We start from the raw sequence: 14,324 nt of genomic DNA, 5'->3' as shown, positions 1-14,324 counted from the left end.
GCCCATCCAAACTACCGCCCGGCGAGGTTCTTGTTCACCCCCAGCGCCACCAGCGTGCCGATGCACCCCGAAAGCAGATACAGCCCCGCGGCCAACAGCCCCAGCTTCGTCGCCAGCAGCAACGCGACCAAAGGCGCGAACCCGGCACCGAACAGCCACGCCAGATCGGACACGAGAGCCGACCCGGTATAGCGCGACTCGGTCGTGAAGCTGGACGCGACCGCGCCCGACGACTGGCCGAACGACAGGCCAAGAAGTGCGAAGCCGATGATCATGAACGCGGCGGCGCCCGCCTCGCCCGTGTCGAGCAATTGCGGCGCGAACCCGCTATACACTGCGATCGCCGCGGCGGAGACGCCCAGCACCGATCGCCGGCCAAAGCGATCCGCCAGCAGGCCGGAACAGATGATCGCGATCAGTCCCACGGTCGCGCCGACGATCTCCACCATCAGGAAGGTCGGGGCGGCTTCCTGCGTGAACAACACGACCCAGGATAGCGGGAACACCGTCACCATGTGGAACAAAGCGAAGCTCGCGAGCGGGGCGAATGCGCCGACGACGATCTTCCACCCGTCCGACCGGATCGTCGCGGTCACGCGCGACGGCTGCAATTCCTTGTTGCGGAAAAGCGTGTCGTATTCGGGCGCGACGACCATGCGCAGGCGGGCGAACAGGGCGACGACGTTCAGCGCGAAGGCGACGAAGAACGGATAGCGCCAGCCCCAGTCGAGAAAGTCGGCAGGCGACAGATAGGACAGGAAATAGGCGAACAGCCCGCTGGCGACGATCAGGCCGAGCGGCGCGCCGAGTTGCGGGATCATCGCATACCAGCCGCGATGCTTTTCCGGTGCGTTGAGCGCGAGCAGCGAGGCAAGCCCGTCCCACGCGCCGCCCAGCGCGATGCCCTGGCCGATGCGCAACAGGCACAGGATCGCCGCCGAAAGCCCGCCGACCTGCGCATATCCGGGCAGGAACGCGACCGCGACGGTCGAAGATCCGAGCAGGAACAGTGCGATCGTCAGCTTGATGCCGCGTCCGTAATTGCGATCGACCGCCATGAAGATCAGCGTCCCGAACGGACGCGCGACGAACGCCAGCGCGAAGATCGCGAACGACCACAACGTACCGGTCAACCGGTCCAGATGCGGGAAGACGATCTGCGGGAAGACCAGCACCGATGCGATGGCGTAGACGAAGAAGTCGAAGAATTCCGACGTTCGCCCGATGATCACGCCGATCGCGATTTCGCCCGGATGGACGTCGTGGTCGTTCCCCGAATTGACGATTCGGGCGTCGCGTTCCAGCGCGGTCAAGGACATGTCTTGGGCCATTCGGCTGCTCTGCTTGCTGGATACAGGCCATCTGCGCGGGGCGCACGGACAGCCTGTATCGGTGTTCGATATACGCCCCTAACCGCATTTTGGTGCAATGCGGCATAGGACAAATTGTCCAATCGTTCGATCCGGGACCCGGTCGTACAGGCCGAGCATGGTTTCGCATCCTTATCAGCATTTCCTGCCTCGCGGGGCTGCCCGTCTCGGCGCGCTTATGTCGCCTTTGGCCCTTCTCGCGCTCGGCGGGTGCGGAATGCAGGTGCTGGAGCCGGCCGGCGACGTCGCGCATCAACAGGCGCAGATCCTGATGATCTCGACCGGGCTGATGCTGATCATCATCATCCCGGTGATGGCGCTGACCGCGCTGTTCGCATGGCGGTATCGCGCGTCGAACAAGGCGGTCGAACATCGTCCGGACTGGGATCACTCGACGGGACTCGAACTGATCATCTGGGCCGCGCCGCTGCTGATCATCATTGCGCTGGGCGCGATCACCTGGATCAGCACGCACACGCTGGATCCGTATCGCCGGCTTGGCCGGATCGCGCCGGGCAAGGCGGTCGCCGCGACCGACAAGCCGCTGGAGGTGCAGGTCGTCGCGCTCGACTGGAAGTGGCTGTTCATCTATCCCGAACAGGGCGTTGCGACGGTCAACCAGCTGGTCCTGCCGCTCAACCGCGAGGTCCGTTTCCGCATCACCGCCAGTTCGGTGATGAACTCCTTCTACATCCCCGCACTCGCCGGTCAGATCTATGCGATGCCGGGGATGGAGACGAAGCTGCATGCGGTGCTGAACCGCGGCGGCAAGTTCGAGGGCTTCTCCGCCAATTACAGCGGCGCGGGCTTTTCGGGCATGCGCTTCTCGGTCACCGGCGTGGACGATGCCGGGTTCGACCGCTGGGCCGCGCAGACGCGCACCGGCGGCGGGCTGATCGACGCATCCACCTATAAGGCGATCGTCCGTCCCAGCGAGAACGTCCCCGCGCGCCGCTGGTCCGCGGTGCAGCCCGGGCTGTTCGATCGCATCGTGCAGATGTGCGTCGAACCCGGCACGACGTGCATGAGCGAGACGATGAAGCACGACATGCAGGGCAAGATGGGCGGCACGATGGGCCACGCCATGCCTGCGCCGACCAACAATAACGCCAACCGAAAACCGGGCGAGAAGGAAGGGGCGCTGCTGCGCGATGCGGACGATCTCGGCAAGTCGCCGCGTCCGCCATCGCCCCCCGGCACCCCGCTCGACCCGCAATCCACCAAGCCTGTGCAGCGTTAAGGCCAGATCATGTCCCCTGAGCTTCTCAAGATCATCTTCGGGCGCTTCACGCTCGAATCCCTGCCGCTGCACGAGCCGATCGTGGTCGCGACCTTCTGCGCGGTGGCGCTGGGCGGTGCGGCGCTCGTCGCGGTGCTGACCTATTACAAGGTCTGGGGCTATCTGTGGTCAGAATGGTTCACCAGCGTCGATCACAAGCGGATCGGGGTGATGTACATGATCCTCGGCCTGATCATGCTGCTGCGCGGCTTCTCCGACGCGATCATGATGCGCCTGCAACAGGCGATGGCGTTCGGCGCGAACGACGGATACCTGCCCGCGCACCATTACGACCAGGTGTTCACCGCGCACGGCGTGATCATGATCTTCTTCGTCGCGATGCCGTTCGTCACCGGATTGATGAACTTCGTCGTGCCGCTGCAGATCGGCGCGCGCGACGTGTCCTTCCCGTTCCTCAACAATTTCAGCTTCTGGATGACGGCGATGGGCGCCGCGATCGTGATGATGAGCCTGTTCGTCGGCGAATTCGCCAGCACGGGCTGGCTGGCCATGGCGCCTCTGTCGGGGATCGATTACTCGCCCAGTGTCGGGGTCGACTATTACATATGGGCGCTACAGATTGCCGGGGTCGGGACATTGCTGTCCGGCATCAACCTGGTCGCGACGATCGTGAAGATGCGTGCGCCCGGCATGACGATGATGAAGATGCCGGTCTTCACCTGGACTGCTCTCTGCACCAATATCCTGATCGTTGCCGCCTTCCCGGTATTGACGGCGGTGCTCGCCCTGCTCGGCGCCGACCGGTATCTCGGCACGCACTTCTTCACCAACACGTTGGGCGGCAACCCCATGATGTACGTCAACATGATCTGGATCTGGGGCCATCCGGAGGTCTACATCCTGATCCTGCCGGCGTTCGGCGTGTTCAGCGAAGTCACCTCGACGTTCAGCGACAAGCGGCTCTTCGGCTATACGTCGATGGTCTATGCGACGGTGGTCATCACGATCCTGTCCTATCTCGTCTGGCTGCACCACTTCTTCACGATGGGGTCGGGCGCCAGCGTCAACAGCTTCTTCGGCATCACGACGATGATCATCTCGATCCCGACGGGCGCGAAGATCTTCAACTGGCTGTTCACGATGTATCACGGCCGCGTCCGTTTCGAAGTGCCGATGATGTGGACCGTCGCGTTCATGCTGACCTTCACGGTCGGCGGGATGACCGGCGTGCTGCTCGCGGTGCCGCCGGCGGATTTCGTGCTGCACAACTCGCTGTTCCTGGTCGCGCATTTCCACAACGTGATCATCGGCGGCGTCGTGTTCGGCATGTTCGCCGGGATCACCTACTGGTTCCCCAAGGCGTTCGGCTTCAAGCTCGACGAATTCTGGGGCAAGCTGGCCTTCTGGTTCTGGGTCGCGGGCTATTGGTTCGCCTTCACCCCGCTCTACGTGCTCGGCCTGATGGGCGTCACGCGCCGCTTGCGCCATTTCGACGATCCGTCGCTCCAGATCTGGTTCCTGATCGCGGCTTTCGGTGCGTTCCTCGTCGCGCTCGGCATCCTGTCGCAGCTGATCATGTTCTATGTCAGCATTCGCGATCGCAATACCGACCGGCTACGCGACACGACCGGCGATCCGTGGGGCGGGCGTACGCTGGAATGGGCGACGTCCTCGCCGCCGCCGGCCTACAACTTCGCCTTCACGCCGGTGATCCACGATCTGGACGCCTGGTACGACATGAAGAGCCGCAACCATGAACGCCCGGTGAAGGGCTACCGCGCGATCCTGATGCCGCGCAACACGCCCGCCGGCCTGTTCATCGCGGTGTTGAGCGCGGTGTGCGGCGTGGCGTTGATCTGGTACGTCTGGTGGCTCGCGGCGCTCAGCCTGATCGGGGTCGTCGCGACCGCTATCCACCACAGCTACAATTACGACCGCGAATTCCACATTCCGATGGAAGAAATCGCCTCGACCGAGGATGCGCGTAGCCGCAGCCTCGCGGCACTGGAGCGCTGAGTGATGGCGAACGCACAGACCGCATACGACCGCGACGTCTTCTACCTCGCGGACGAACACGATCACGAAGCCGGGGGCAGCACGATGCTCGGCTTCTGGATCTACCTGATGAGCGACTGCCTCATCTTCGCGATGCTGTTCGCCTGTTACGGCGTATACGGCGGCAGCTATGCCGGCGGGCCGACCCCGGCGGAGATCTTCGAACTGCCGCTGGTCGCCGTGAACACGACGATGCTGCTGCTGTCGTCGATCACCTACGGCTTCGCGATGCTGGCGATGGAGGAACAGCGCAAGGGCGGCACGCTCGCCTGGCTGGCGATCACCGGGCTGTTCGGCCTGTGTTTCATCGGCATCGAATTGTATGAATTCAGCGAACTTATCCACGAAGGCGCGACGCCGCAGCGCAGTGCGTTCCTGTCGTCCTTCTTCACGTTGGTCGGCACGCACGGGCTGCACGTCACGCTCGGCATCGTCTGGCTGGTGACGCTGATGGCGCAGGTCGCGCGCTTCGGGCTGACCGCGGCGAACAAAAGGCGCCTGATGTGCCTGTCGCTGTTCTGGCATTTCCTCGACGTCATCTGGATCGGCGTCTTCACCTTCGTCTACCTGCTCGGAGTCCTCAGATGAGCGCTGATACCCATGACGCAGCCGCCCACGGCACGCGGCGGTCGTACCTGATCGGCTTTGCCCTGTCCGTCGTGCTGACGGCGATCCCCTTCTGGCTGGTGATGGGCGGCGCGCTCGGCGACAAGCAGACGACCGCTTTGGTCATCATGGGCTTCGCGCTTGTCCAGGTTATCGTCCACATGATCTATTTCCTGCATATGAACACGCGGTCGGAAGGTGGCTGGAACATGATGGCGCTGATCTTCACCATCGTTCTGGTGGCGATCGGGCTGATCGGATCCTTGTGGGTGATGCATCATATGAACCTGAACATGATGCCCGGCATGGGCGCGATGCCGGGCGACACGAGCGGCATGTGAAGCGGATCGTCCTGGCGGGGCTGGCGCTGCTGGCGATCGCCGGGCTGGTCGCGCTCGGCCTGTGGCAGCTGGAGCGCAGGACGTGGAAACTGGCACTGATCGCGCAGGTCGAGCGCCGCCTCTCCGCCGCCCCCGTGCCCGCACCGGGACCGTCCGCATGGGCCGGGATCGGCCGCGACGACGCCTATACCCGCGTCGTCCTGCACGGCACGTACGCGCATGACCGCGAAACCCTGGTGCAGGCGGCGACGACGCTCGGCGGCGGATATTGGGTACTGACCCCGCTCGCCACCGACACGGGCTTCACCGTGCTCGTCAATCGCGGCTTCGTCCCTCCTGATCGCAAGACCCGCCCCCGGCCGCCGGCCGAACCGGTCACCGTCACCGGACTGCTCCGCGTCACCGAACCGGGCGGCGGTTTCCTGCGCAGCAACGATCCCGCCGCCGACCGCTGGTATTCGCGCGACGTCGCCGCGATCGCCGCCCGCCGCGGACTGAACAGCGCCGCACCCTATTTCGTCGACGCCGATGCCGCGTCCGAACCCGGCTGGCCGCGCGGCGGGCTGACGGTGATCGCGTTCGCCAACAGCCACCTGCAATATGCGCTGACCTGGTTCGCGATGGCCGCGATGCTGGCGGGGGTCAGCCTGTGGATGGCGCTCGGTCGCGGCCGGGCCTAGGATCGCGCGATGGCCGATACCAGCATCCTCCCCTACGGTCCGCCGGTTACCGGCTCCGACCAGACGGGGACGCGCAACATGCTGGTGCTGACCCACCTGCGCTGGATCGCGGTGGCGGGGCAGTTGGCGACGATCCTGTTCGTGCATCTCTTCCTGCACGTCGGCCTGCCGATCGTCCCGATGATCGCCGTCGCCACCGGGCTCGCCGCGCTCAACGCCGTCACGCTGATCGTGCTGGCGCGCGGACGGACGGTGGCCAATTGGGAGTTGTTCGTCGCGCTGCTGGTCGATTTCGCGGCGCTGACGGCGCAACTCTATATGAGCGGCGGCGCGACCAATCCGTTCGCCCCGATCGGCCTGTTGCAGGTGGTGATCGGCGCCGTGCTGCTCGCGCCCTGGTCCAGCTATGCATTGGTCGCGCTGCACAGCGCGGCGTTCGGGCTGCTCGCCATATACCACCGCGAACTGGTCCTGCCGGAAGGCCTGGCGAGCACGCTGTCGCCGGCGCACCTGCTCGCCAGCTGGGTGAACTTCGTTCTTGCTGCGGTGCTGCTCGTCTTCTTCGTCACGCGGATCGGCCGCAACCTCCGGATGCGCGACGCCAGCCTCGCCGAGATGCGTCAGCGCGCGGCGGAGGAGGATCATATCGTCCGGATGGGCCTGCTCGCATCGGGCGCGGCGCACGAACTCGGCACGCCCTTGTCGTCGCTGTCCGTGATCCTCGGCGACTGGCGCAAGCAGCCGTCGCTCGCCCGCGATGCCGCGCTGTCGGAGGAGATCGTCGAGATGCAGGCCGCGGTCGCGCGCTGCAAGGAGATCGTCGGCGGTATCCTCTATGCCTCGGGCGAGGCACGCAGCGAGGATCTCGAACGCACCACGCTGCGCGCCTTCATCCTGTCCGTCGCGGATCAGTGGCGCGCGCAACGGCCGGGCCTGCTGTTCATTGCCGATCGGTTGGGCGGCGACACCGTGATCGCCGCGGACCGCACGCTCGCGCAGATCCTGACCAACGTGCTGGACAATGCGGCGGAGGCGGGGGCGACTCGCGTCGACCTGATCGCCGAACGAAGCGCGGGCGTGCTGCTGCTCACCGTGCGCGACGACGGGCGCGGCTTCCCCGCCGAAATGCTGGAGGGCGTCGGCAAGCCGTATCGCTCGACCAAGGACCGTCGTGGCGCCGGGCTCGGCCTGTTCCTGGCGGTCAACGTCATGCGGACGCTCGGCGGATCGGTGGCGGTTCGCAACGCTCCCGGTCGTGGTGCGGAGGTCGAACTGTCGCTGCCGCTCGACGCATTGGCGCTGGAGCAAACCGCATGACCGAAGCCGACACCCGGCCGCGCGAGGAATCCCGCCGCCTGTTGATCGTCGAGGACGATGCCGGTTTCGCGCGCACGCTGTCGCGATCGTTCGAACGCCGCGGCTATCGGGTCCGCTCGCTGCAGGACGCGGCCGGCTTGCCCGCAATCCTGGAGGAATTCGCCCCGGATTATGCCGTGGTGGATCTCCGGCTCGGCGGCGCATCCGGGCTGACCTGCGTGCAAGTGCTCCACGCGCGCTATCCGGCGGCGCGTATCGTTGTGCTGACCGGTTTCGCCAGCATCTCGACCGCGGTGGAGGCAATCAAGCTCGGCGCGACCAATTACCTGACCAAACCGTCCGACAGCGACGATATCGAACGGGCGTTCGGGCGGGTCGAAGGCGATGTGGACGCTGGCCTCGCCGTGCGTCCGACCTCGATCAAGACGCTGGAATGGGAACATATCCACCAGGTTCTGGCCGAAGTGGACTTCAACGTATCGGAAGCCGCCCGCCGGCTCGGCATGCACCGCCGTACGCTGGCGCGGAAACTGGACAAACGACATTTGCCGAACGGCTAAGTTAGCGACCGTCATTCCCGCGCAGGCGGGAATCCATAATCACCGCAGTTCGTGCGGACCCACGCGCGTCAGCCAGTATGGATTCCCGCCTGCGCGGGAATGACGGGTGAGAGTGTCGACGCAACTCCGCAATCGCCCGCCCGATCAGTCCTCCAGGAACTTCGGCATCGTCTGGACGATCGCCGCGATCTCGGACTGCCGCCTGCACCCCAGTTTCGACGCGATCGACTTGATCTGCGACTGGACCGTGCTGAGCAGCGCCCCGCGCGCCACCGCGGTTTCGGCGGGGGAGGCGCCGGTGCCGAGTGCGCGGGCGATATCCGCTTCGGCTGCGGTCAGGCCGAATGCGCTCTTCAGTTGCGATGCGCATTGCCGCTCGCCACGATCCATGTCGGCGGCGAGCATCAGCACGGACCCGCCCCCGCCCCCGCCCACGCCGCCGCCCGCGCCCCCGCGCAACGGCTTCGTCGTCAGCATCAGTCGCGATCCATGCGACGTTCCGATGCACATCGCGTTCGTGTTGCCGAACGTCGCGGTCGCCGCGACCATTCGCGCGAACGATCCGGTTGCATCCGGATCCGCTTCCTGCACGCGGTCGCCGCGGAGCCGCAGGGCCGTCGCCGTCGCCAGCATCGATCGCGCCGCACGATTGGCATAGGAAAGACGGCAATCCGCGCCCAGCACGAACGCACCCTGTGCCAGTGTATCGAGCGTCAGCGCCGCCAGCGTGGACTGCGTATCGTCGGGTATTCCGAACGCGGCGACGTCAGGACGGGACCGGCGCCCCCGGCCGCTCCGGTCCCGATCGCGCCGTGAACGACGCCGAACGATGCGATACTATCCACTGGCAGACCCCCGTCGGTGCCGATGTTCGAAGGCGCGACGATGGACCGGAAACGGTTCGGGGCAGGTGTGGCAAATTGCCGCATTGTGCAGAATCTGGGCGCATGACGGGGCGGTTCCTACCGTATCACAGCGGCGCAGTAAGGGGCGGGGGCGAGATATCGCGCACCAGCCGCTGGATCGTCGGATCGTCCTTCCACCGCGCGCCGATCCGCCGGCGGACGCTGGCCGAAAGCCATGTTTCGCCCAGATTGCTCGCCTCCGTCAGCAACGCGACCAGTTCGTCCCGGTCTCCCATCGTCGAGGCGAAGAAGGCGGGCGTCTCGCGGATCCGCATCGATCCGCGCGCGATCTTCGCCCGTGCATCGGCGATCAGCACGCGGTGCGCGGTGGCGGGATCGGCCCGTACCGCCGCGTCCAGCCGTTCGGTCAGATGCAACAGGCCCGGCTCGCGACGGGCCAGAGCGGCCAGGCGATATTCGCGCGCGAAACTGACGATATCCCCGCCCGATATATACACCCAGGCGAGGCAATTGTGGATCGTCGCATCGCCGGGATAACGCCGTGCCAGATCGGACAATTGCCGCATCGCCAGCCGGTCGTCGCCCGCCTGCCATTTCGAACAGGCATATTCGGCCTCGATGATCTGCGACCCGGGCGACAACAGGCGCGCGCGGCTATATTCGCGCTGTGCCGCTGCATGTTCTCCCAGGTCGGCGAGGACGTTGGCGTACCAGAAGTGGTTCTGCGCATCGCGATCGTCCAGGCTGATCGCGCGCTTGAACTCGGCGACCGCGGTCGGCGCGTCGGTGGCCCACCAATAGGTGATGAAGCCCAGTGCGCGGTGTGCGGCGGGCAGGTTCGGGTCCAGCCGCACCGCCTGTTCGGCTGCCTTGCGCGCGGCGGCATAGGCGGTCGGATCGTCGGTCTCGCCATATTCGCGGTAAACCAGCCATGCCTCGGCCAGGCCGGCATGCGCGGGCGCGAAGCCGGGGTCGCGGCGGATGACCGACCGATACAGCGCGATGGCCTGTGCGATGTCGCGTGGGGTGCGTCGTGCCCAATCGTCGCGTGCGGTCATATAGTCCGCGGCGACCGCTGGGTCGGCGGGCAGATCGGGCCGCATGCCGGCTGCCGGGGCCGGCTCCGGCCGGCCGAGCCAGAACGCTCCGCCCGCCACCGCCCCCAACAGCGCGACGGGCATGATCCACGCGAGGGGGCGGCGTCGGAGGCGGGCCGGGGCGGCTGGATCGGCAGCGGCATTGGCAGCCGTCGAGTCGGGGGCGGGCGCTTCCGAGGTGTCGGCAGCGTCGGTGCGGTCGGGCGTCAGCGACCAGGCGGCCAGCTCGCGCTCGAACGCGAAGACCGATCCCTGCTTGCCGCCGGGCATGCGCCGGACGGGAAGGCGATGGTCGCGGGCCCAGCGCATCACGGTGCTGCGGTCGCGCCGGAAATAGGCGGCGATCGCCTTCCATCCGTCTATCCGTTTCCCCGGATCCTCCGGTATCGACCCGTCCATACCTGCGACTCACCCTCTTACCACGTGCGCGGGGTTTCAGCCGTGCTCAGCACCGACCCTGCTTAGGTCGCAGCCGCGGTTCGTCAATTGCTTGGACGATACGAAAGCGATGCCGAGTATCCTGAAAAGGCAAAGTAATTGCGTTTTCGTGCGTCTTTTTACCCTAATCGAAGGTCTATCCCCCAAATGGGGTATGCCGGCCAGCGCAGGACCATGTCAGGTGGCAATGCGACCCAAGCGCAAATCGGTATTGCGCTTCACCTAACGCCCGCTTTTCGTTAGCGAAAAGCGGGCGTTGTTTTTTCGGGCTCGTCTGATCTGGAACCATGCCGGTGCGGCGTCCGGTACTTTCGCGAACGGGCCGAAAAACGTCAGTCCGGCATGACGCGCGGGACACGTTCCAGAAACAATCGCGGTGCGGACGGGAGCGTAACGATACGCGCCGGTGACGGGCCTGTAACAATTGATTGCTGCGCTGCAATAGGGGGAAGCCGCCGCTCGCGCGAGATGCCAAGGGCCTGTCGACTTGCCACTCCGGCAGACGTACCGACACGAGGTCCAACTTTGGCGTTACCCCTGTTCAAGACCCTGCGCGCTGATTTTCCTGCGTCGATCGTGGTGTTTCTCGTCGCGCTTCCGCTGTGTCTCGGCGTCGCGCTCGCATCCGGCGCACCGCTCTTCTCGGGTGTGATCGCCGGTATCGTCGGCGGCATCGTCGTCGGGGGCCTCTCGAAGTCGCCGCTGTCGGTCAGCGGCCCGGCCGCGGGCCTGACCGTGATCGTATTCGCGGCGATCGAGCGCTTGCCGTCGTTCGAGGCGTTCCTGCTCGCGGTGATGCTCGGCGGCGTCCTGCAGGTCGCGCTCGCCGCCACCCGGTCCGGCATCGCGGCGGAATTCGTTCCTTCCTCGGTCATCACCGGGATGCTCGCCGCGATCGGCATCATCCTGATCCTGAAGCAGGTGCCCCACGCGCTCGGCTATGACGGCGATTTCGAGGGCAGCTTCCAGTTCACGCAGGAAGACGGCAGCAACACCTTCACCGCGATCGTCGAGGCGATCCAGCAGCATCTGTCCGCCGGTGCGATCGCGATCGCCGCAGTCAGCCTGGCCTTCCTGTTCTGGTGGGACGGCGCACGCCCGAAGGAAGGCCCGCTGCGCTTCGTGCCCGGACCGCTGGTAGTCGTGCTGATCGGTGTGGGCGGCAATGCGCTGCTCGGTATCGTCAAGCCAAGCTGGCAATTGGGCGCGACTCACCTCGTCCAGGTGCCGATCGCCAGAAGCTTCGGCGAATTCACTTCCTTCTTCTCGACGCCCGATTTCTCGCAGATCGGCAATGCCGCGGTGTGGACGACGGCCGTGACGCTCGCGATCGTCGCCAGCCTCGAATCCCTGCTCAGCGTCAAGGCGGTGGACGAACTTGATCCCCAGCGCCGCACGACGCCCAAGAACTGGGAAATGATGGCACAGGGCGGCGGCAACATCGTCTCCGGCCTGATCGGCGGTCTGCCGGTCACCTCGGTCATCGTCCGCTCCTCCGCCAACGTCGATGCGGGCGCAAAGAGCAAGGCCTCGACGATGCTGCACGGCGCCTTCCTGCTGCTCAGCGTCGCGTTGATCCCGACCCTGCTGAACCTGATCCCGCTCGCCGCGCTCGCCGCGGTGCTGATCGCGACCGGCTACAAGCTGACCAAGCCCAAGCTGTTCACCGAACGCTACAAGCAGGGCTGGACGCAGTTCGTGCCCTTCGTCGTCACGATCGGCGCGATCCTGTTCACCGATCTGCTGATCGGCATCGTCATCGGGCTCGCGGTCGGCTTCGTGTTCGTCATCGCGCGCAATTTCCGCTCGGCGATCACGTTCGTCTGCGATGACGGCGACTGCCTGATCCGCGCGCGCCGCAACCTGTACTTCATCCACAAGTACGAATTGCAGAACGAACTGGCGAAGGTCCCCGACAATTCGAACCTGCTGATCGACCTGTCCTCGACCAGCTATGTCGATCTCGACAATGTCGACGTCATCAACGCCTTCATCAAGGGTGCGGAATATCGCGGCATCGTCGTCACGGTCCGCGGCGACGTGGCCGAACGGAGCGCGCCGCTCATCAACGCACCGATTGCCGGGATCCGTTACGCATGAAGAACTACAAGCAATTGCTGCTCGCCAACCGCGCCTGGTCGCTCGAACTGGTCGAGGAACGGCCCGATTTCTTCGAACGCCAGTCGCATGGCCAGAAGCCGGAATTCCTCTGGATCGGCTGTTCCGACAGCCGGGTCAGCCCGGAACAGATGACGATGACGCCACCCGGCGGCATGTTCCTGCATCGCAACATCGCCAATCTGGTCAATCACGACGATCTCAACCTGATGTCGGTGCTGCAATATGCGGTCACCGTGCTGGGCGTGAAGCATCTGATCGTCTGCGGCCATTACGGCTGCGGCGGCGTGAAGGCGGCGCTGGACGGCGGGACGACCGGCCCGGTGGATGACTGGCTGCAGACTGCACGCAACGTCGCAAGCGATCATTGGGAGGAACTCGGCAACCAGGCGACGCCCGAGGCCAAGGTCAATCGCTTCGTCGAGTTCAACGTGCGCGACCAGCTCGTCAACCTCGCCCGCACCGCCACAGTGCAGGAGGCGTTCGCCAAGAAACAGGATCTGTGGCTGCACGGCTGGGTCTACGATATTCGCGACGGGCGCATCAAACCATTGATGGAAATCGATCGCGATACGCCGCTGGACGCCGTGCCGCACCCGCGCCGCGTCCTGCTCACCACCGACGAGATCAAGGCGACGAACGGCGCGAGCTGATCCGCGACATGCTGCTTCACGCTTATCCCGGGCGCGAACGAAGAGTTCATGCGCACACTCACAAGCCGTCGGTCCCCCGGACCGGCGGCTTTTGCTTTGCGGCACCACAGGCTGTGTCGCGACACTGACGATCACGCGCGCGCGATCCGGCGTCCTTTCTCAAGCCACGCACGCGACGGGCAAGGGTTCGGGCCGTCAAACGGTCGAAGAAGGTCCACCGCCGCCCTCGCCTCGTTAACCATGGAGGCGGGTTCGCCTTACGCCGGAACCTCTCGATCCGTATCGGCCAGCGAGCATTTACAACATGTCGCTGGCGCTTACAGTCGATCTCGGGAACGGCACGAAAATGGCGGATTTCTAAGGATGGCACGATTTGTGCTTGTTTTATTACGGTAATCAAACCCGTGGAGTAACTCATGCGTAACATCTATCGCGCCGGCATCGCAGCCGCCGCACTTGCACTCTCCGTCCCGGCATCGGCAGCGGTAACCGTCAACGGTCCGGACTTCGGCCCGGACGGCTCGTTCTCGATCGGCTTCAGCGGCGCGAACGTAGCGCGCCCGACCTTCACGGAATCGTTCACGTTCTCGACCACGACCAGCGGCTTCCTGAGCGCGATCATCTCCACCACGGGTGGCGGACCTCGCTCGGCCAACGACGTCGATTTCACGAGCGTTTTCGTCACGGGCCCCGGCAACGTAACGTACGTTCTGGAACCGACCAGCAACTCTGACGTCAACGAGACGCGTAGCTTCGAGGACCTCTTCGTCGGCATCGGTACCTACACGTTCACCACCAACGGTTCGTTGCGCGGTACGAACGGTGCCTATGGCGGCAGCGTCGCATTCAACCCGAGCGCAGTTCCGGAAACCGCAACCTGGGGCATGATGATCCTCGGTTTCGGCATGATCGGCGCAGCTGCACGCAGCCGCAAGGTCAAGACGAGCGTCAAGTTCGCCTGAACCATATCGCTTCGTCACGCG

The 14,324-nt window shown here is 65.2% G+C and carries 13 protein-coding genes; 10 read left to right on the top strand and 3 right to left on the bottom strand.

Annotation, left to right across the window (positions count from 1 at the left end; genetic code table 11):
- Positions 1-11: 11 nt before the first annotated feature.
- The gene (locus tag H5J25_RS15360) at positions 12-1,331 is read right to left on the bottom strand and encodes an MFS transporter (RefSeq protein ID WP_225883168.1); all 1,320 of its coding nucleotides are present in this window, start codon (positions 1,329-1,331) and stop codon (positions 12-14) included.
- Positions 1,332-1,548: 217 nt separating this feature from the next.
- On the opposite strand from H5J25_RS15360, the gene cyoA reads away from it, so the two are divergent.
- From cyoA to H5J25_RS15325, 7 genes are read left to right on the top strand one after another with little or no spacing between them, the layout of a single operon-like run.
- A complete protein-coding gene (gene cyoA / locus H5J25_RS15355; RefSeq protein WP_202096419.1) occupies positions 1,549-2,610 on the top strand; it encodes a ubiquinol oxidase subunit II in 1,062 nt (353 codons plus the stop codon).
- A gap of 9 nt (positions 2,611-2,619) precedes the next feature.
- On the top strand, positions 2,620-4,626 hold the full coding sequence (cyoB, locus tag H5J25_RS15350; protein WP_202092512.1) for a cytochrome o ubiquinol oxidase subunit I: 2,007 nt from the start codon (positions 2,620-2,622) through the stop codon (positions 4,624-4,626).
- A 3-nt stretch (positions 4,627-4,629) separates the two neighbouring features.
- Complete coding sequence (cyoC, locus tag H5J25_RS15345; protein ID WP_202092510.1) at positions 4,630-5,253, top strand: cytochrome o ubiquinol oxidase subunit III; 624 nt, start codon at positions 4,630-4,632, stop codon at positions 5,251-5,253.
- Positions 5,250-5,612: a cytochrome o ubiquinol oxidase subunit IV gene (gene cyoD / locus H5J25_RS15340; RefSeq protein ID WP_202092508.1), complete on the top strand. Its 363-nt coding sequence runs from the start codon at positions 5,250-5,252 to the stop codon at positions 5,610-5,612. Before cyoC ends, cyoD begins: the two co-directional genes overlap by 4 nt.
- Complete coding sequence (locus H5J25_RS15335; RefSeq protein ID WP_202092506.1) at positions 5,609-6,292, top strand: SURF1 family protein; 684 nt, start codon at positions 5,609-5,611, stop codon at positions 6,290-6,292. The genes cyoD and H5J25_RS15335 overlap by 4 nt, the downstream gene beginning before the upstream one ends.
- Positions 6,293-6,301: 9 nt before the next feature.
- Positions 6,302-7,609 carry an ATP-binding protein gene (locus H5J25_RS15330; protein ID WP_225883167.1) on the top strand — a complete coding sequence of 436 codons (1,308 nt, stop codon included), beginning with the start codon at positions 6,302-6,304 and terminating at the stop codon, positions 7,607-7,609.
- Positions 7,606-8,169 carry a response regulator transcription factor gene (locus H5J25_RS15325; protein WP_202092504.1) on the top strand — a complete coding sequence of 188 codons (564 nt, stop codon included), beginning with the start codon at positions 7,606-7,608 and terminating at the stop codon, positions 8,167-8,169. The genes H5J25_RS15330 and H5J25_RS15325 overlap by 4 nt, the downstream gene beginning before the upstream one ends.
- A 144-nt stretch (positions 8,170-8,313) precedes the next feature.
- Here the strand turns inward: H5J25_RS15325 and H5J25_RS15320 are convergent, their stop codons facing one another.
- Both H5J25_RS15320 and H5J25_RS15315 read right to left on the bottom strand, forming a co-directional pair.
- On the bottom strand, positions 8,314-8,853 hold the full coding sequence (locus tag H5J25_RS15320; protein WP_202092502.1) for a helix-turn-helix transcriptional regulator: 540 nt from the start codon (positions 8,851-8,853) through the stop codon (positions 8,314-8,316).
- A gap of 286 nt (positions 8,854-9,139) precedes the next feature.
- Positions 9,140-10,531: a tetratricopeptide repeat protein gene (locus H5J25_RS15315; protein WP_202092500.1), complete on the bottom strand. Its 1,392-nt coding sequence runs from the start codon at positions 10,529-10,531 to the stop codon at positions 9,140-9,142.
- Positions 10,532-11,095: 564 nt separating this feature from the next.
- On the opposite strand from H5J25_RS15315, the gene H5J25_RS15310 reads away from it, so the two are divergent.
- From H5J25_RS15310 to H5J25_RS15300, 3 genes are all read left to right on the top strand, one after another.
- Positions 11,096-12,670, top strand: a complete 1,575-nt coding sequence (locus tag H5J25_RS15310; protein ID WP_225883166.1) for a SulP family inorganic anion transporter — start codon at positions 11,096-11,098, stop codon at positions 12,668-12,670.
- Positions 12,667-13,341: a carbonic anhydrase gene (locus H5J25_RS15305; protein WP_202092496.1), complete on the top strand. Its 675-nt coding sequence runs from the start codon at positions 12,667-12,669 to the stop codon at positions 13,339-13,341. Before H5J25_RS15310 ends, H5J25_RS15305 begins: the two co-directional genes overlap by 4 nt.
- A gap of 416 nt (positions 13,342-13,757) precedes the next feature.
- Positions 13,758-14,303 carry an FxDxF family PEP-CTERM protein gene (locus H5J25_RS15300; RefSeq protein WP_202092494.1) on the top strand — a complete coding sequence of 182 codons (546 nt, stop codon included), beginning with the start codon at positions 13,758-13,760 and terminating at the stop codon, positions 14,301-14,303.
- Positions 14,304-14,324 lie beyond the last annotated feature (21 nt).

The sequence above is a fragment of the Sphingomonas aliaeris genome (assembly GCF_016743815.1).
Classification (GTDB): Bacteria; Pseudomonadota; Alphaproteobacteria; order Sphingomonadales; family Sphingomonadaceae; genus Sphingomonas; species Sphingomonas aliaeris.
The sequence above is the reverse complement of the archived record's forward strand: the minus strand, read 5'-3'. Positions and strand labels throughout refer to the sequence as shown.